This window comes from Cetobacterium sp. NK01, assembly GCF_024506395.1.
In the GTDB taxonomy this organism is placed as follows: domain Bacteria; phylum Fusobacteriota; class Fusobacteriia; order Fusobacteriales; family Fusobacteriaceae; genus Cetobacterium_A; species Cetobacterium_A somerae_A.
On sequence record NZ_JANIBO010000008.1, the window covers coordinates 32,004 to 51,208 of the forward strand.

Consider the following 19,205-nt stretch of genomic DNA (forward strand, 5'->3'; position numbering starts at 1 on the left):
TTTTTAAATTGTATCATATAAATAGATGATATACAAGAACTTAAATCTAAACTTTCTCAGTTTTCAATGATACGATTTCGGGAAAAAAACGGAGCTTGGCCTATAGATGAAGAATCTAAAAAAATAGACAATGTAGTTTCATTACAGTACAAGCAGATCCAGAAGTTAAAGGAATACAAGGAAATACTTATAGATAATGCGGTTACAGGAAAAATAAAAGTGGGGGATTATCATGCGAAGCAAGACTAACGAACAGGCATTAGAATCAGCAATCCAGAGGGCTCTTACTGGAATTATAAGTGAAGAACATGTTGAGGATGAAATAGGAGAGACAAGTTTTTCTTTTGGTGGAAATGGATATCTGCTAGGTTTTCCAAGAGATTTCAACAAGAAATATGCAGTAGATGAAGTAAGACTTTGGAATTTCCTTGAGACTACCCATAAAGAAGAACTAGAAAAGCTGAAAAAACATTCGGACTATAAACTTAAAATCCTTGAAAGACTGGATAGAATTATCAAGAAGGACGGAATTTTAAAAGTTTTGAAAAAGGGTATCCAAATTGACGATGCACACTTTACAATGTTTTATCAGCTACCATTGGAAAGTAGTAGTAACAAGGTAAAGGAAAATTTTCAGAAAAATCAGTTCAGTATAACAAGGCAGCTGCAATACAACGAAAAGAACCCTCTTCAGGAAATAGATATGGTTCTATTTATTAATGGACTAGCAGTGATTACCATGGAGCTGAAAAATGCTTGGACGGGGCAGACAGCAAGGGTTCATGGAATAAAGCAGTATAAGGAAGATAGAGATATAACCCAGCCTCTTCTTAATTTTGGAAGATGTATAGTCCACTTTGCAGTAGATACAGACGAGGTATATATGACTACGAGATTAGACGAAAAAAAAACCTTCTTTCTGCCCTTCAATAAGGGAAATAACAATGGAAAGGGGAATCCTGTAAATCTCTTTGGACACAGAAGCGATTATCTCTGGAAAGAGGTTTTAAGCAGAGAGAGCTTAGCAAACATTATCCAGCATTTTGTGACTCTAGAAGGAAAAAACACGGACCCCCTAAGCAAGAAGAGGATAATATTTCCGAGATATCATCAGCTGGATGTAGTAAGGAAGCTTCTTGCTGATGTTGGAAAAAATGGAGCAGGACAAACTTATCTTATACAGCATTCTGCAGGTTCAGGAAAGTCTAATTCTATAACGTGGGCTGCATACCAGTTGATAGAAGCCTACCCAGAGAACATTCAAGTAGTAGAAGGACAATCAGCAGACCAGCCTATATTTGACTCGGTCATAGTTGTAACCGATAGAAAACTTTTAGACAAACAACTTAGGGATAACATAAAGGAATTTTCCGAAGTAAAAAATATCGTAGCTCCAGCTTACTACTCCAAGGATTTGAAAGAGGCACTGGAGAATGGAAAGAAGATAATAATAACCACAATTCAGAAATTTCCATTCATAGTAGATGGTATAGCAGATCTGAGTAGCAAAAGATTTGCCGTAATAATAGATGAGGCCCACAGCTCTCAAAGCGGAACTGCTGCCGGAAAGATGAATGAGGCTATGGGAAATTGTCAGGAAGATGAGAATGAAGAAGATATTCAGGACAAGATTTTAAAAGCTATTCAAGCAAGAAAGATGAAGGGAAATGCTTCATATTTTGCCTTTACAGCCACTCCAAAAAATACTACGCTGGAAAGATTTGGAAGACAGGACGCAGAAGGAAAATTCAAACCGTTCCATCTATATTCAATGAAGCAGGCGATAGAGGAAGGATTTATCTTGGATGTGTTAGCTAACTATACAACCTATAGGAGTTACTATGAGATAGAAAAATCAATAACTGAAAATCCTCTCTTCGATTCTAAAAAGGCTCAAAGAAAGCTGCGTATCTATGTAGAGGCAAATAAAGCTACAATAGGAACCAAGGCTGAAATAATGATGGAGCACTTCATCTCTAAAATCTTCAGCACCAAGAAGCTGAAGGGCAAGGCTAAAGGAATGGTGGTAACCCAGAATATCGAATCTGCTATAAGGTATTACAAGGCAATAGAAAAATACCTGAAGGAACATGGCAATCCATTTAAAGTCGCGATAGCCTTTTCAGGAAAGAAAATAGTGGATGGAATCGAATATACGGAAACTGATATTAACGGTTTTCCTGAAACAGAAACTTCAAAAGAATTTGACAACGATGACTACAGAATTCTGGTAGTTGCAAACAAATATCTGACTGGCTTTGACCAGCCGAAGCTCTGTGCAATGTATGTGGACAAGAAACTTCAGGGAGTGTTAGCAGTACAGGCTTTATCAAGGCTTAATCGTTCAGCAAATGATCTTGGCAAGAAGACAGAAGATCTTTTTATTTTGGACTTTTTCAATACAACAGCTGAAATTAAGGATTCCTTTGATCCCTTCTATACAGCTACATCTTTAAGCGGTGCAACAGATATAAATATTCTTCATGACTTAAAGGAGAAGCTGGATGAAACAGGAGTGTATGACTGGCATGAAGTTGAAGATTTTATAGAAAAATATTTTAGCGGAGTAGATGCCCAGGAACTAAGCCCTATCATAGATTATTCTGCTCAAAGATTTAATGAGGAGTTAGAGCTTGAGGATAAGGAGAAAATAGATTACAAAATAAAGGCCAAGCAATTTGTAAAGATTTACAGTCAAATGGCATCCATTATACCTTATGAAATTCCAGACTGGGAAAAACTTTTCTGGTTTTTAAAATTCCTAATTCCTAAGTTAAAAGTTAAGACAAGAGAAGATGAACTTTTGGATGAGCTTCTGGAGACTGTAGATCTTTCAAGCTATGGATTGGAAAGAACAAAATTAAATGTAACAATTTCTTTGGAGGATGCTGAAGCAGAAGTAGATCCTCAAAACCCTAATATGAGGGGAGCCCATGGTATGGAGGAGGAAAAGGATCACCTTGATGAAATCATTAAAAACTTCAATGAACGATATTTTCAAGGATGGAAGGCTACACCTGAAGAGCAGAAAGTAAAATTCGTATCCTTGATGAAAGATATAAAAGAACATAAGGATTATGAAGAGAAGGTTGCTAAAAACAAGGATACTCAAAATCGAGATTTAGCATTCACAAAAATTTTAGAAGATGTCATGAGAGAACATAGAAGAAAAGAAATTGAGCTTTATAAAAACTTTGTAAACGATTCTGTATTCAGGAATGCATTTGAAAATAGTATGAAAAATGCAGTAATGAACGAATTGATATTTAAAGACATAATATAATTATAAAATGATATAGAAGCTATCTAGAAAATTAAGATAGAATTAGTCAGATAGTGTCTGACTAATTTAAATTAAGTTGCTGATTACTTTATTAATTCTGGAAGTAGATTATAAGAGTGAAATTTATAGAACTTAAAGAGAGTCCACTAGGACTCTCTTTTGTATTGTTTGACAGTGTATTAAGTAGACTGTACCATAGATAATACATAGAAATTTATATAAAATATATCTTATTTCCACTGTTTTTCTTGCTTTTTCTACACATATAATGTATTATAAATTAAAAACAAATTTAATAATACAATTTTGGAGGGAAATATTTGAATTACCAATATTATATAAAGAATTTTAAAAAATATGTTGAAAACAAGTCCAAATTAAGCGATAAAATGGTTTTTAATAAAGATTTAGAGAATGTAAATAATTTTGATACTATTAGTTGGATTATTGTCGGTGATAACCCTGGAACGACAGAGTTCAAAAATCAACAATATTTTTCAGAAGGAGCTGCCGCTAATAATTTAAGAAAGTTTTTTGATAAAAAATTAAACTTAAAGAAAAATGAAAATTATATTTGTTTAAATAAAACTCCAATTTATTCAGTTAAAACTAAAGAATTATCTAAAGTAGACCAAAATTTATTAAAAAATAGTTTTTCAACTATGGCTAAACTTATTTTTGACTTACATACATTAAATCCTAAAATAAATGTTTTAATTGTTGGATTTTCTTCTAAGAGCATAAAACCATTTTTTTCTGAACTTAAAAAACAATATGAAGAAAATGATAATTTAATTAATAATTTGTATGTAGTAGGTCACTTTTCTTATGGTTGGTTTTTTCGAAAAATTGATATCAAAAAAATTAAAGATGAACAATCTTTCATTACTCAATTAAAAAAAAATCACAATTCTGTAGAATATTAAATTAGAAGGAGTTTTTATGATAAAGTATTATGTTAGAGTTTCAACCGTTGAGCAAAAATTAGATAGACAGCTTTTAGCTTATGATAAAGCTGATATTGTTTACAGTGATAAAGTGTCTGGAAAAGATAAAGAAAGACCTCAGTTAAAAATTATGTTGGAGGGATTACAAAAGGGTGATGTAGTAGTTGTTAAATCTTTAGATAGATTAAGTCGTAGTACAATGGACTTATTAGAAATAACTAAAGAAATTGAGGATAAAGGAGCTACTCTAAAGGTTTTAGATAAAGATATTGATACTGGAACAGCTATTGGTAAATTCTTTTTAACTATAATTGGAGCTGTTGCAGAATTAGAAAGAGAAAATATCAATCAAAGAGTTAGAGAAGGTGTTGCTATTGCTAAGGCTGAAGGAAAATATAAGGGAAGAAAAAAAGGTAGCATTGAATTAAAAGGAGATAGTTTAAATAGATTTAAGATGTTTTATAATAAGGGATTTAATAAAACTGAATTATCAAAAGAATTTGGAGTTCCAAGAGCTACTATATATAGATGGGAAAAGGTTCTTAAAGAAAGAGGGGAGTTATAATAAAATAATAATGGAGATATATTATGGAAAATGACGAAATAAAGAATTTAGACATTCAGGGAAATTATAGTTATATCATAAGCTTAATCGAGACTTCAAAATCTAGTACTTTAAAAGCCATAAATTCAGAGCTAATAATTCTATATTGGAAAATAGGAGAATATATTCAAAAAGATATTTTAGATAAAGCAGATAAAATATATGGTGAAAATATTGTTGTAGAATTATCTAAACGTTTAGCTTTTGAATATGGTAGAGGGTTTAGTAGAAGTAATCTATTAAGGATGATTCAGTTCTATAAGGCATTTAAAAATTTTAAGAATGTCGCGACACTGTCACGACAATTATCATGGTCACATTTTGTAGAATTAATTAAAATAGAAAATGAATTAAAAAGAGAGTTTTATATAGCAATGGCTATAAATGAAGGGTGGTCTGTTAGAGTTTTTAAAGAAAGAATTAATTCAATGTTATTTGAGAGAACTGCAATTTCTAAAAAGCCAGAAGAAACAATAAAAAAAGATTTAGAACTTTTATCTAATCAGAAAATAATGACCGAATCTCTTTTTATTAAAGATCCATATATTTTAGATTTTTTAGGGCTAGAAAATAGTTATTCTGAAAAAGATTTAGAAAATAGAATCTTACAAGAATTAGAGAAATTTCTTTTAGAATTTGGGAGTGATTTTGCCTTTATGGGAAGACAAAAAAGAATTCAAATAGGAAATAAAGATTATTATTTAGATCTTCTTTTTTATCACAGAAAAATGAGAAGGTTAGTTTTAATAGAATTAAAGTTAGGAGAATTTGAACCTCAATATAAAGGACAAGTTGAACTTTATCTTAAGTGGCTAAGTAAGTATGAAAAGCAAGAATTTGAAGAGGAACCTATTGCCATAATACTTTGTGCAAGTAAGGATTCAGAAGAGATAGAGCTTTTAGGACTTACAGAAGGGAATATACGAGTTTCTGAATATTTAGCAAGTTTGCCACCTAAAAAATTATTAGAAGAAAAATTGCATAAAGCTATATTAGAAGCTAAGGAATTAGCTATTCAAAAATAAAAGTAGGACAAACGATATATAGAATTACTATCTTTCTTTGTAATAATAATATTTAAAATTTTTTAAGAGTTAAATATAGATTGAAGCTTTGAAAGTAAAGGGTTTATAGCTGGTCAGGAAAATCCTTAGCGTTGTTATTCTGCGTTTTCCTGACGGGACCCCTTTTAGAGCGTCAAAAAGAAGGGATACTGATAGCAAAGGAACTTGGAAAGTATAAAGGGCGTAAACCTATACCTTTTCCATCAAACTGGGAAGAGATTTATCCGCTTTGGAAAACTAGAGAGATTTCTGGTGTCGAAGCTATGAAAATATTAAAACTTAAAAAAAGTACATTTTATAAATTGATTAACGATTGGAATGAACTAGAAAACAAGAAAAATGATTAAAAATACCTGTGTAGAAGGCTCTCACTTTCTACACTTTTTTTATTCTAAAAAACGACGCTCTGAGAGGCGTTTTAAGACCCTTCAAAAAAAGTGTTCGACATAATACATACCCTCAATTTTAATAAAAAAATTAATTTTAAAAAAATAGAGTTTGTGAAACTTTTTTCAAAACTCTTACGTCAAAATATTATAAAATGCTAATAAATAAAGTTTAATCCCCCCTAAAAGGTCCTCACTCCCCCCCAGAGGACCTTTTATCTTTTTGTCATTAAAAATCTAATATATCACTCATAAAGGTTACTGAAATTTTTTTCTAATGAAAAATAGCCAAAACGCATTGAAAACAAAGGTGTTATAAAGGATTACCAAAATCCTTAGCGTTGTTATTCCGCGTTTTCCTGATGGAACCCCTAGAAGGAAAAAATGAACATTAAGCATAAAAGGTTTATATATCTAGTATATAGTAGAGAAATCATCTACTTACAAAATAAAACGATGTTTTTCATCCTCTACTTTTTTATAAAAAAATATTTCTTCAAACTTTTTTCATGTAACGAGTTGTCTAAGTTAATATGAAAAGTGTTATAAGTATAATTTAATCCCCCCAAAGAAGAACCTCTCCCCCCCCCCAGAGGTTCTTTCTATTTTTTGAAAACCATGTTATACTTAACTGAAACAATTATCAGCTCTGATATTGTGATTAAGTACTTATGGAAAGAATGGTCTAGTCTATGCCATTCTTTTTTTTAATTAAAAGCATTTTGATACCGTTCTACTAGTTCATTTGTTTCTGCCGTTAGGCTATCCAATTCATTTCTTTCTTCTTCACTTAAGTTCTTAGAATAAGATAATCCTTTTAAATGAGGAATTAAACCTTCTCCAAGCTGCCAAATATGATCTTGTGTTTTAGCTTTTATATTTTCATTAACCATCTCTTCTATTTCTTTTAAAAGTGCTCTTAGTGGTATAAAATCTATAGGTTCATCAGCGTATTCACTGTCACCAAGATAATCATTAATATAAGTTTTAACACGACCATTAGGATAATAAACTATAAATTCCTCTTCTCCAATTTTAATTTTTTTATTATCATTCATATTTGGAGTTTGTTTTATTGTCTCATATGCCTTAGTAAACCCCATTAAATCAGAAATCATATTCATTGGTGCTCCATTTGTATTATAGGCTACAATTGCTATTTTATTTCCTTTTTTAAGGCTATTAAAAAATTCTTCATCAACTAATAATCTAAGAAGCCTATCAGATACTGCAACAGCTTCAATTTCGATTACTTGTCCGCCATCTATTTTTAATTTTAAAGGATACACTTCTCCTACCTGAGCTTGAGGACCTATCATTACATCCATTACTACAGAATCATCATTATTCTTAAGAAGTCTAAATCCTTGAAATAAATCTACATTTTTTACCATTGTTACTTGTCCTGTTTTATCCCCAAATTCATCAACTACATCTATTTTTTCCCATGTCCCAAAAGCAATACAAAATATAAATAAAAATAAACTGATTACTCTTTTTTTCATTAGATACCCCCATTTTAGATGAATTAGTATAATTTTATCTAAATGTCTTTAGCTCGTTTGGAGAATTTGGTGAATTTAATTTTTTAATAAGTTCTTCATAACAATTATTTCTATTAAAGTAATTAAAAAGAAGGATAGCTTTTTCTCGATCTATCCCTACTTTGTTCATCTCCTCTTCTATGTCATAATATCCATTAAATTTTGATAAATTTTCTTTATTATTATAAATAGGATTTAATATACTTACAAAATTTTTATAATCTTCAGTTGTTATTTTATAATCTCCTATAACTTCATCCAATATAAATTCAAACCCATTTTGAAGTCCATATACAGTTCCAGGAGATACAACACAATTAAATCCCTGCATTTCATAAATTTCACCCAGGATTTTTCCTAATAATAATTTAATATTTTTTTCCATAACCCCACCTCTTTTACAATTTAATTTATGATAATATTACTAGGGTATACCTCTTTTATTTAGGTTAGTCAAATTTTTTTAATCGAAACTATATATACTTTTTTATATCTATTTTTTCTATTTGTTAGTCTTTAGAATCAGACTCAAATAATCCTATTTTAATTATACCAAATTGACTTTTATCGATTGGTTTGATTCACTCTCATTTTTTAATTACAGTTAAACCATAGCATAAATTCAAATAAAATATAGAACTCTTTTAAACTTTTATAAAAAATAAAAAGAGCCTTAAAAGTTGACTAGACTCTAAAGCTCTTTCTTGGAAACTTGACATCTCCAATTATTTATCGTTAAATTAAGTATACTCTTTTTATTATATAAAAATCAATTTATACTTAAGAATCACTCCCTTGAAATATCGAATAATTTACTTTTTAAAGATCTAAGACTTTCTAGCCAATTAACTATATTTATTGCTGTTTTATAAACATCTATTACTCCAATTTCATTAATTACTAGATAATCTTTTATTATTGCTTGTGTCATCCAAGTTCCACGAGCAAATCTTGAAGGTTTTACTATTGTATCTCCATAATTTTCTGTTAATATATCTAACCCCTTATACAATAAAGAAATATCTTTATTGTCACTCCAAACTTTAAACACAAATTTCAAATTCTCTTGAATGGTTTTTTCTGGTATTGAATTAGATTCTAGCTGCAAATAATAACCATAATTATCAAAATTAAGGACATTTTCAAAATAGTAACACATAAATCCACCTTTTTGATTAGCTGTATATTGCCAATTAAAATCAATATCTTTAGGCATTATTCCTTCAGATCTTAATTTAACAAAAGCTTTATCTAATTCATTATAAAATCCAATAACTTCATTCCAAGTAAAGGTATCTTTTCTTAAATCTTTACTTTTAAAAGAATCTCTTTCATTTTGAATAGCTTTTAAATTTAATAGGTAATCTTGAAATATGATATTACTTCCTTCATACTTATCAAATATTTCTATAATCTCTTCTCTTAAAAAAGTTCTTATATTCTTTCCTTCTTGGATCAATGAAATATTTTTATAGCTTTCGTCTCCAGTTTTATAGTAAATACAGTACACATTTTCTTCTTTAGCTTGGTAATGTTTAATAATTTTTTCTCTATAGCCATTCATCTGATTTTCTCTTTCAGATGTAAAGGTTTTATCTTCAATTATTATATAAATTTTATCATTTAATATTAATAAAATATCTATTGCCATAAATTGCTTTTTTACTTCTAAACTATTTATTTCAAGGTTTTTAATTTCTATTTTTTCTAAAATTTCACTAATAACATATCTTGCAAATTTATTTTCTAACGGATATTTATCTTTAAATAGGTCATTATAATAATCTAATACATAGCATATAAGAGCATCTTGTGATAGCTCACTTGTAGCAAATTTAAAAATATTTGGTCTCATACACCCTCCCATATTAATCACAGCTAATTTTCTTACATTGTATTCTTCTAAAATAGCAATGTAAAATATATAATTTGAATGGTCTATACTAGCGTTTCAAGAGCTACTCAAACGTTAAATCTCTATTTGATAGAATATCTTGATTTCATTTGATATATTATGATACTCTTTATTTAAAAGCTTTTGCTTTATAACCCTACACAAGGAGAGGATTTAAGTATGCCAAACTATACTTTTGCATTTAACCCTAATAAACATTCTATTACCCAAAAGATACAACTAGATCGTTTATCAACATATTATGATTTAGAAGATTCTATTAATGAAGAATTTTCTCTTGAGGATTGGAAAAAACTAGTTCAAAATTACTCTGTTAGTGAAAGAGTCAATTTAATTTTAAGAACATTTGGATATGAACCGTTCAATCTTTCTTTTATGGAGAAGATAATACTATTAATTAGAATAATTCCATTTTGCCAGAAATCATTTAACTTTATTGAATTAGGAGATAAGAGCACTGGAAAATCTTCTACATATCAAAAATTTTCAAGAGAAGCATATTGTCCAACAGGTTCATTAACAGAATCCAAGCTATTTGGAGATGCTAAATCTAAGAATGATTTAGGAATTTTAAGTAATTACAAAGTTGTAGTATTTGATGAAATTTCTGAGGGAAGTTCAATATCACCAGAGTTAGCAACAAAACTACGTAGCTTTTTAGCTGATGGAAATTCTGGAAGAAATGGAGCTAATATAATAAATTCTGTTTCAATTGGTTTTGTAGGTAACCTTAAAGAAGAACAATTAAATCTATTAACTAATCCTAATTATAAAATAGATTTATTTACTTTCTTTCCTGAAGCCTTTAGACAGTCACCATTTAAAGATAGAATAAGTTTTGTTATTCCTGGATGGCATCTTAAATTTGAACAATTTCATTATTTAGAAAAGTATTCAGAAAAATCTTTGAATATAAATTACTTCATACATATTTTAAGTTTACTTAGAGAAATATCTTTAGAAGTTAAAACTATAGCTAATCCAAAAGATACAGTTAGATCTATTTCTCACTATAATGCAACTCTTGAAGGTCTTATAAAATTGATTTATCCAAACGAAGATTATACAGAGTTTGAATTAAATGCTATAAAGCACATTGCTTTATTTGGGAGAAGCTTCTTAGGAAATGAAACTTTCAATCTTTTTAATAGTGACGTTAAAAAATTAGCTTTAAAATTTATTGAAGAAGATATTAGACATATTGCTAATAAAACACTAAATGAAGTTGATAAAGTTTATTTCTATGAAAATAGATTACATTTAAAATTCTTTGATGAAGGCAAAATATATAAGATTCCTTTAAATAGGTTTGGTAGAATTGAAAATGAACAAGAAAATGAATTATACTCAAACTTAAAAGAAGATGAAAAAAAATACTTTATACCTATCTTAAAAAACAATGAAAACTATATTATTCAACAGTATTCAGAACCTTATAATAATTATAGATTATTTAAAAATTGGAAAGATATTTTAAATACATCTATTAGTCTTAATCTTCCAGAAGAGTTTAAAAACTTAGAATCAACACTAAACTCTATACTAAAGTACCAAGAAGGACAAATAAATTCATTAAAACAAACTGTAAATGAACAATCTAAAGTTATAAAACTCTTACAAAATGAGATTTCAAATTACAATAAAAAGCTAGAAGTTTATTTAAGAGAAATAAAATTAGATTTACTTCAACATGAGTATTTTATATTTAAAAGTAGTGATGAAACTTATCCAAAACAGTATTCGAATTTCTTTATTCCTAATAATATAGATAGAATTAATATTGGAAATAAATTAGAAAAATTTAAAGATGATTTTGATAAAAATTTATGTATTATAAATTATACAAAAGATAAGGAGGAGTTAATTAGGATATTACCTAAATTAGCGATAAAATATGACAATTAATCAATTAACTAATATTTTAACTAATATTTCCGAAAAAGATAGAAGCAAAGATTTTATAAAATCTGTATTGGAGGAAAAATTAGATAAATCCAATCTTAATTTTGAGCAAAACCACTTAGAGAAAAATAGAGTTATATTCATTTATAATGGTTATAAATATAAAATTGCTATCAATTCTAAAGGTCTTTTATCTAATTTTATTGAATGTAAAAATTTTAGTCTTATTAAATCCGATTCTTTAAAAGAATATAATAAATTTATTTCAGAGTTAGAACTATTTGAACTTGATAATAAAAAATTTCAAAATTGTAATGATAGTTATATTAGTAGTTATTATTATAGAAAGCAAAATGACTTTAGACTTATCAGATCAACAATATCCAATATTACTACATTTAATTCAATAAAATATGACTCTAATTTATATTTTTATTTTAAAGTTTTTATTGAATTAACTAAAAAATATATATCAATAGATTCTATGAATATTTATGATTTTGAATTTAAAGAACCTTTCTTTAAATTCAATAATTTTTTAAATATTTATCCTAAATCTAAAACTAAAAATATTAAACTTGACTTTAACTTAGAAGCTTTTCTTGATAATCCTAATGTTAATTTTTTTAATGAAAATGAATATAAAATTATTTTAAATAACTATGAAAGTACTTTTAATAATCTAAATAAATATAATAACTATGAATATGATTCTAGCGATGATGACGATGATGACGATGATTGGAGTTAAATTTTATAGAATAATTTAATAAAAAATGATTATATATTATATAAGTGATAGTCCAAACTATAGTATTTTAAGGAGGTCACTTATGGATGTAAAAACATTAAAAGAAAGATTAGAAAAACCATTCTCTGATGAAGAACTAGAATTTAGAGTTGGTGCTACTAATTCGGATAAAACAAAAGGTCTAGCTTTAGCCTATGTTCAAGCAAGAGCAATTCAAAATAGACTTGATGATACTGTGGGGTTAAATAACTGGAGAGTATCTTACAAAGAAATAACTGGGGGTTTCATTGCAACTCTAGAAATAAGAATTGATAGTGAATGGATAGCAAAAGAAGATGGATCGGGAGTTACAGACTATGAGTCGATTAAAGGTGGAATCAGTTGTGCTTTTAAAAGAGTTGCTTCCGTTTGGGGAATAGGTCGGTATCTATATGAAGTTGAAAATAGATGGTATCCTATAGAACAAAAAGGAAAGAGTTACATATTTAAAGATACTCCAACATTAAATTTAAGTAAGAATATTTCTAATGAAATTAAAGATGATCTGCCAAAAGATGAAAAAGCCAAAAGAATAGAAATAACTTTTGGAAAATACAAAGGAAAAACTTTAGGAGATATTCTTAAAGAAAACAAGGATTACTTAATTTATCTGATAACAAATAGCAAAGATGTAAAAATAGTAAATGCGTGCAAATATTTAATGAAAAATAATAAAATAGCATAATAAACAATAGACCTCTGGAGATTTCCAGAGGTTTTTATATTTAGGAGGAAATTATGAAAGCTTATGAAATTGTAAACGGAATGATAGATACGTTAGATATATTCTTAGAGTCAGATCAGAATGAGAGTGATAGAGAAAACTATAATTATATTATGGAGTTTTTACAAGAAGAACTAGAAAATAAAAGTAGTAACATTATCAAATATATTAGGAATATTTCTTTAGAAGTTGAAATACTATCACAAGAAGAAGATAGATTAGAAAAGCTTAGAAAACAAAAAGAAAAAAAAGTTAATAACTTGAAAAAGTATCTTACAGACATTCTTTTAAATTTAGATAAAAATAAAATTGAAACAGAATTAGGAAACTTAGGACTTAGAAAAAGTGTTTCAGTTGCAATAGATAATTTAGATCTTATACCTAAAAAATATATTCAAAAGAAAATAGAATTAGTACCAGACAAAAGGACGTTGTCAGAACTCTTAAAACAGGGTAAAAACATAAAAGGAGTACATTTAGAAGACAAATACTCGTTACAAATAAGATAGGCTTTAAAATTGATTTTAAACAGTTTAGAGAGGTAATTTATGTATGTAGTAAGTACTTATAATGGTACATATCAACTAGAGTTTAGAGGATGTTTTGAAACTTTAGATGAAGCGATGGAAGAATTTCAAAAAGCAGAGAGAGAATATATGGAAAGTTTTGAATATGAAGTTGGAACTACAGAATATAATCAAGAATTAGAGAATTTCATGTTTCACAGTAGAATAGATAAGTGTTAATTTTGAGTAGAAGATGTGATATACTAAAGAAAATATATTAATGAGGTGAAAAAGATGGTTAAGAAAAAGTTACCTGCAGGAATAGATGACTTCAAAAAAATAATAGAAAATGACTATTATTTTGCTGATAAATCAATGTTCATAGATGAATTATTGAATAAGAAATCCGAAGTAACACTATTACCAAGACCAAGAAGATTTGGAAAAACTTTAAATATGTCAATGCTTAACTATTTCTTTAACATAGAAGATAGAGAGCTTAATAGAAATTTATTTAATGATCTTAATATTTCGAATACAGATAAAATGATATATCAAGGTGAATATCCAGTTATATATATCAGTTTAAAAGATATAAAAGTCAATAACTGGGAGCTTTGCTTAGAAAAATTTATAGGTTTGATAAAAAAAGAATACAAAAAATATGGACTTATTTTAGAAGAAAAAAGAGATGCACAGGAAAATTCACTTTTAAATTTATCAGAGCATTTGTATGAAAAATATGGAAAAAAAGTAATTATCCTAATAGATGAATATGATACTCCATTAGTAACAGCCCACTCACAAGGTTATTATGATGAAGCTATATTCTTCTTTCGTAATTTTCTGAGTGCAGCATTAAAAGGAAATCCCTACTTGGAATTTGCAGTGCTTACTGGAATATTGAGAATAGCAAAAGAAAGTATATTTTCTGGCTTAAATAATATTACTGTATCTACAATATTGGATAATAATTTTAATTATTTTGGATTAACTGAAGGTGAAGTGGAACAAGCTTTAAAATATTATGAATTAGATTATGAACTAGAAGAAATTAAAAAATGGTACAACGGTTATAGATTTGGAGATAAACTAGTTTATAATCCTTGGTCTATTATAAATTGTATTAACAATAAAGAACTTAATCCCTACTGGATAAATACAAGTGATAATGCTCTAATAAAACAACTATTAGCTAAAAATGATAAAAAGGTATTTGAGGAGTTGGAGTTAATATTCAAGGGAGAATCAATCTGGGAAACGATTTCAGAAAATATAATATTTGATGATTTAAATAATACGAATACTGTTTGGTCTTTAATGTTATTTTCAGGATATTTAACATATGAGAAAATGAGAATATCTCCAATAACTGGACTTAAATCATATTCATTAAAAATACCTAATCAAGAGATTAAAAGTTTCTTTAGACAAAGTTTCATAGAGACATACACAAAAGGAGATGTTCACTTTTATGGAACTATGATGGAAGATTTATTTTTAGGAAATTTAAATTCATTTATAAATAAATTTAAAAAAATGTATATGTCCGCAGTAAGTTATCATGATACTGGAGATAGCGAGAAATACTATCATCACTTTATGCTAGGAGTTCTTTTAACACTAGGTGATAAGTATATAATTACTTCTAATAGAGAAAGTGGTTATGGTAGATATGATATAGCACTAGAACCTAAAGATAAGAGCAACTATGGATTAATATTTGAGTTTAAAATAGGTGATAAAAACTCCATTGAAGATAAAGCGAGAGAAGCTTTAGCTCAAATAAATGAGAAAAAATATGATATATCTATGAAAAATAATGGAGTATCAAAAGTAATAAAAATAGGAATGGCTTTCAGTGGCAAAGATGTTGCTATAGAAAGTGAAATTAACTAAATAGAGAATTAGACAAGAGGTCGTCCTTAGGGATGACCTCTTTTAATTTAGGAGGAAATTATGAAATATTATTTACATAGAGCAGTAGCAAATAAACTAAAAGGCACTAAGAAGTTTAAAATAACAGAATATACAATTCAGGAATTTGAATCATTTAAGAAAGCTTTACAAGCGTTTATGAAAGATTTTCTAATTGAAGGAGACAGAGACCAAAAGGGATTTGCTACTGAAAAGAAAATAGCTATGAGAATAACTACAACAAAGAAAAAGATTAGAGCAAGACTTTATAAACTCCCATTGAGTCAATACCAAGCTTTAGCACTAAATCCACCTACAAGCAAATACAGATGTTGTAGAGAATATTTAGAAACAGATCCAGAGTATGGAATGGTTCATGACATATTTTTAATACTTGAAACTAATTATCAGAAAGCTTGTGATGACTTTTTGTATGAGATGAAAAAATATGAAGATAAAAGAAATTCATTTTTCATAGAAATAAAGGAGGATGAAAATGTTTGATAAGAATTTCTATCCCACACCATATGAAATAGGATTAAAAATGGTATCAGGACTTAATTTAATGGGTATGAATATATTAGAACCAAGTGCAGGAAAAGGTGATTTACTTAGTGTTGTAAATCAAAAATCAGCTAAAGTATTTTGTATTGAAAAGAGTCCAGAATTACAAAGTATATTGCGAGAAAAGAAATATCCAATATTAGGAGATGATTTTCTAAAATATAAACCAGATCATATTTTTGATTTAATCCTTATGAATCCACCATTTGATAATGGAGTTAAGCATTTGCTTAAAGCTTGGGATATATCAGAGGAAGGAACATACATAAGATGTCTTTTAAATGCTGAGAGTATAAGAAATCCTTGTACAAAAGAGAGAAAGCTTCTAATAGATATATTAGAGAGAAATAATGCTGATATAGAATATCTTGGAAACTGTTTTAAAGATGCTGAAAGAAAAACTAATGTAGAAGTTGCATTAATTAAATTGCAAAATAAAACTAAGGGTAAGAAGTTTGAATTTAAATTTGATGGTTTCTCTAAAGAAGATGATATTGATTTTCAAGAGCTTAATATGAACCAACTAGCTAAAGTAGATGTATTACAAAATTTAGAAGATAAATATACAGCAGTAAAAGAGATTGTAGGGGAATATCTAACTCTAAAAAGCAAACTAGAATATTTCTTAGATGGAATCATAGAAAAAGTTTATGTAAAAAGCCTATTAGAAAAGAATTCTAGTAATAGTAAAAAAGAGTATGAAGAGGTTCTTGAAAAAGTAAGAACATCATTTTGGAAGCTAGTATTTGATAAAACTAAATTAGAAGAAAAAATGACATCACAGGTTAAAAAGGATTTCTTTGATAATAAGCAGGAGTATAGCAACTTGCCTTTTACAGTAGATAATATAAATAAATTATTGGAAATTCTAATCCAGAATTCTAAACAGATTTTTCAGAATTGTATAGAAGAGAGCTTTGATTATTTAACTCGATATTATCCAGAGAATCGAGTTCATATAGAGGGATGGAAAACTAATGAAAGATGGAAAGTTGGAAAGAAGTTTATCCTTCCAGATATGATTGATACATTCTATTTGAAATACGATAAAGGCAGCAACAGATTACAAAAGCTTAGTTATCTAAAAAGAGATAAGCTAAGAGATTTAGAAAAAGTAATCTGTAATTTAATTGGAAAAGATATCGGTAGAATTCTAACCATAGAATCAAAAGTTGATATGGGAGTAAATTTTGGTGAATGGAATAACTCAGAATTCTTTAAGTTTAAAATATTTAAAAAGGGAACTATTCATTTTGAATTTCTAGATGAAAAGATCTGGGATGAATTTAATAGAGTAGCTTGTGAAGGTAAAAAATGGTTAGGGTATTAAACCCTCAACTGTTGTATAAAATGGAGGATATATGAAGAAAATATTGAGATTTCTAAAGTGTAAAGACATAGATGAAGTAGTAACTAAAATAAAGAGTTATGAGATAAGTGAAGAGCTAGAACAGTTTAAGGAACTTATGACTACAATAAGCAAAGGAAACATCGGAAAGAAAGACCTTGCAACAGTAAAGGGCAAAACTGAACTTCTTAATTATCTAAGAAGTGATATAGGATTCAAAAATACAGAGGAGTTTAAGGTTATATACTTAAGCTCCTCTAATCGTTTAATTGGGGAAGAAACACTATTTAGAGGAACTATAGACAGAAGTGTAGTCTATCCTCGACTGATTGTAGAGAGAGCCTTAAAATACCCAACTAAGGGCATTATATTCGCTCATAATCATCCTAGTGGAGATTTGAAGCCAAGTAGAAAAGACATTGAACTAACACATGAGCTAAAAGACCTGTTAGAAATATTAGACATTAAATTACTGGATCACATCATTATAAGTGATGAGGATTATTTTAGCTTTTATGATAATGGGCTTATTGAACATTAAAAGGAGATGAGGTTATGGATAAAGTTATATCAGCAGAAAGTATTAATTGCTTAGGAACTAAAGATATTCAGGTAGACATTACAAAGGATGGATTTATAGTAAATATAATAGCTTGGGGAGAATGGTATATAGAAGAAGCTAAGGATATAAAGGAATTGGAAGAACTGTTAAATGAGTTTAATGTACAGCAATACACAATAAATGAAATAAAGGAGAGGATAGCAAATGCCTAACTACTGTTTTAATAGAATCAGATTGAATGTAACACAAGAGGAACTAGAGAGAATAAAAGAAAAGGTTATGTCTAAAGATGAATTTGAAGATGAATATTTTGATTTTAATAAGGTTATTAAAAGACCTCGAAATATTCTATTAAGAGCTTTTAAAACCAATACTTTAGAAGCTTTCAGTAAATATTACTATGAGAATCCAGATAAACTAGAGCAAAAGATATTAGATGAAATAATTAAGAATAAAATTCTGAAGGTCAGAATAGATGGTAAGTTAGTTAATATAGATCGTTATGTGGATGAGAAATATTCATCAGAGGAACTTAAAGATTATAATGGTGAGATGTTAATACTGTGGTATGACTGGTGTACTGAAAATTGGGGGACTAAATGGAACTCTCTATTTTCCTCTATCAATAAAGATGAGTTAATATTTAGTACTGCATGGAACCCAATATCATTAGAGCTATTTGAAAGTTTTATTAATATCTGCAAAGAAGTAATTGGAGATAAAGCAAATAATATTTGGCTATATTATGAAGAGTGTGGAATAGGAATCTTTGGAAGATATTTTATCCAAGATGGAGAACTTTATTATGATGAGGATTATAGAGAAGAGGTGGCTTAAAGATGTATGAGATTATAGTTGAAATAAACGGTAAAGAGTATAGTTTTGGAGAGTTTAATAGTAAAAGAAGAGCTGAAATTTTTCTAGAAGATCTTTATGAAACTAAAGAAATAGATAGTGATGCTGAGGCATGGATAGAATAAAAAATAAAAAACTATAAAATGGGTTGTATTTTTACAACTCATTTTTTAAATTATTTGTTATTTTAATTTGAATAAAACCTTTAAAAATAAAGAAGTATAGCTGTTAATAAGTTGTATTTCTACGCTATGAAAAAAATGATATAATTATTTATTGAAAAGGGGAGTGTTT

Annotated in this window: 21 protein-coding genes; 18 read left to right on the forward strand and 3 right to left on the reverse strand. The window is 28.1% G+C overall.

The features are described from left to right. Positions 1–66: 66 nt before the first annotated feature. From NON08_RS14765 to NON08_RS14790, 6 genes are all read left to right on the forward strand, one after another. On the forward strand, positions 67–249 hold the full coding sequence (locus tag NON08_RS14765) for a hypothetical protein (RefSeq protein ID WP_256692365.1): 183 nt from the start codon (positions 67–69) through the stop codon (positions 247–249). Next, entirely contained in the window at positions 233–3,283 is a 3,051-nt protein-coding gene (locus NON08_RS14770; RefSeq protein WP_256692366.1) for a type I restriction endonuclease subunit R, read from the forward strand. The genes NON08_RS14765 and NON08_RS14770 overlap by 17 nt, the downstream gene beginning before the upstream one ends. 320 nt (positions 3,284–3,603) lie before the next feature. Further along, on the forward strand, positions 3,604–4,209 hold the full coding sequence (locus NON08_RS14775; protein ID WP_256692367.1) for a hypothetical protein: 606 nt from the start codon (positions 3,604–3,606) through the stop codon (positions 4,207–4,209). A gap of 16 nt (positions 4,210–4,225) precedes the next feature. After that, positions 4,226–4,795, forward strand: coding sequence for a recombinase family protein (locus tag NON08_RS14780; RefSeq protein WP_256692368.1), 570 nt, complete (start codon positions 4,226–4,228; stop codon positions 4,793–4,795). A gap of 23 nt (positions 4,796–4,818) precedes the next feature. Further along, positions 4,819–5,859: a PDDEXK nuclease domain-containing protein gene (locus NON08_RS14785; RefSeq protein ID WP_256692369.1), complete on the forward strand. Its 1,041-nt coding sequence runs from the start codon at positions 4,819–4,821 to the stop codon at positions 5,857–5,859. A 131-nt stretch (positions 5,860–5,990) separates the two neighbouring features. Then, positions 5,991–6,245 (forward strand): hypothetical protein, encoded by a 255-nt coding sequence (locus NON08_RS14790; RefSeq protein WP_256692370.1) that lies wholly within the window; start codon positions 5,991–5,993, stop codon positions 6,243–6,245. A 746-nt stretch (positions 6,246–6,991) separates the two neighbouring features. Here NON08_RS14790 and NON08_RS14795 read toward each other — a convergent pair. The 3 genes from NON08_RS14795 to NON08_RS14805 all read right to left on the reverse strand — a co-directional run bounded on the left by NON08_RS14795 (position 6,992) and on the right by NON08_RS14805 (position 9,683). Then, the gene (locus NON08_RS14795; RefSeq protein WP_256692371.1) at positions 6,992–7,789 is read right to left on the reverse strand and encodes an invasion associated locus B family protein; all 798 of its coding nucleotides are present in this window, start codon (positions 7,787–7,789) and stop codon (positions 6,992–6,994) included. A 34-nt stretch (positions 7,790–7,823) separates the two neighbouring features. Next, positions 7,824–8,213, reverse strand: coding sequence for a hypothetical protein (locus NON08_RS14800; RefSeq protein WP_256692372.1), 390 nt, complete (start codon positions 8,211–8,213; stop codon positions 7,824–7,826). Between the two features lie 402 nt (positions 8,214–8,615). Continuing rightward, positions 8,616–9,683 (reverse strand): PD-(D/E)XK nuclease family protein, encoded by a 1,068-nt coding sequence (locus tag NON08_RS14805; RefSeq protein WP_256692373.1) that lies wholly within the window; start codon positions 9,681–9,683, stop codon positions 8,616–8,618. Positions 9,684–9,902: 219 nt separating this feature from the next. Here NON08_RS14805 and NON08_RS14810 point away from each other — a divergent pair, with 219 nt between their 5' ends. The 12 genes from NON08_RS14810 (at position 9,903) to NON08_RS14865 (ending at position 19,036) form a co-directional block, all read left to right on the forward strand. Then, the gene (locus NON08_RS14810) at positions 9,903–11,648 is read left to right on the forward strand and encodes a BREX system Lon protease-like protein BrxL (protein ID WP_256692374.1); all 1,746 of its coding nucleotides are present in this window, start codon (positions 9,903–9,905) and stop codon (positions 11,646–11,648) included. Beyond that, positions 11,638–12,396: a hypothetical protein gene (locus NON08_RS14815; protein ID WP_256692375.1), complete on the forward strand. Its 759-nt coding sequence runs from the start codon at positions 11,638–11,640 to the stop codon at positions 12,394–12,396. Before NON08_RS14810 ends, NON08_RS14815 begins: the two co-directional genes overlap by 11 nt. Positions 12,397–12,478: 82 nt before the next feature. Then, positions 12,479–13,120 carry a Rad52/Rad22 family DNA repair protein gene (locus NON08_RS14820; RefSeq protein WP_256692376.1) on the forward strand — a complete coding sequence of 214 codons (642 nt, stop codon included), beginning with the start codon at positions 12,479–12,481 and terminating at the stop codon, positions 13,118–13,120. 53 nt (positions 13,121–13,173) lie between these two features. Further along, entirely contained in the window at positions 13,174–13,668 is a 495-nt protein-coding gene (locus NON08_RS14825; protein ID WP_256692377.1) for a siphovirus Gp157 family protein, read from the forward strand. A 39-nt stretch (positions 13,669–13,707) separates the two neighbouring features. Then, positions 13,708–13,905, forward strand: coding sequence for a hypothetical protein (locus NON08_RS14830; protein ID WP_256692378.1), 198 nt, complete (start codon positions 13,708–13,710; stop codon positions 13,903–13,905). A gap of 54 nt (positions 13,906–13,959) precedes the next feature. Continuing rightward, on the forward strand, positions 13,960–15,564 hold the full coding sequence (locus NON08_RS14835) for an AAA family ATPase (protein WP_256692386.1): 1,605 nt from the start codon (positions 13,960–13,962) through the stop codon (positions 15,562–15,564). Positions 15,565–15,624: 60 nt separating this feature from the next. After that, positions 15,625–16,086, forward strand: coding sequence for a hypothetical protein (locus NON08_RS14840; RefSeq protein WP_256692379.1), 462 nt, complete (start codon positions 15,625–15,627; stop codon positions 16,084–16,086). Next, positions 16,079–17,476, forward strand: coding sequence for a DUF4942 domain-containing protein (locus tag NON08_RS14845; RefSeq protein WP_256692380.1), 1,398 nt, complete (start codon positions 16,079–16,081; stop codon positions 17,474–17,476). The genes NON08_RS14840 and NON08_RS14845 overlap by 8 nt, the downstream gene beginning before the upstream one ends. Positions 17,477–17,507: 31 nt before the next feature. Beyond that, on the forward strand, positions 17,508–18,035 hold the full coding sequence (locus NON08_RS14850; protein WP_256692381.1) for a JAB domain-containing protein: 528 nt from the start codon (positions 17,508–17,510) through the stop codon (positions 18,033–18,035). 14 nt (positions 18,036–18,049) lie between these two features. Then, on the forward strand, positions 18,050–18,268 hold the full coding sequence (locus tag NON08_RS14855) for a hypothetical protein (protein WP_256692382.1): 219 nt from the start codon (positions 18,050–18,052) through the stop codon (positions 18,266–18,268). Then, positions 18,261–18,893, forward strand: a complete 633-nt coding sequence (locus NON08_RS14860) for a hypothetical protein (RefSeq protein WP_256692383.1) — start codon at positions 18,261–18,263, stop codon at positions 18,891–18,893. Before NON08_RS14855 ends, NON08_RS14860 begins: the two co-directional genes overlap by 8 nt. Before the next feature lie 2 nt (positions 18,894–18,895). Further along, positions 18,896–19,036 carry a hypothetical protein gene (locus tag NON08_RS14865; protein ID WP_256692384.1) on the forward strand — a complete coding sequence of 47 codons (141 nt, stop codon included), beginning with the start codon at positions 18,896–18,898 and terminating at the stop codon, positions 19,034–19,036. Positions 19,037–19,205 lie beyond the last annotated feature (169 nt).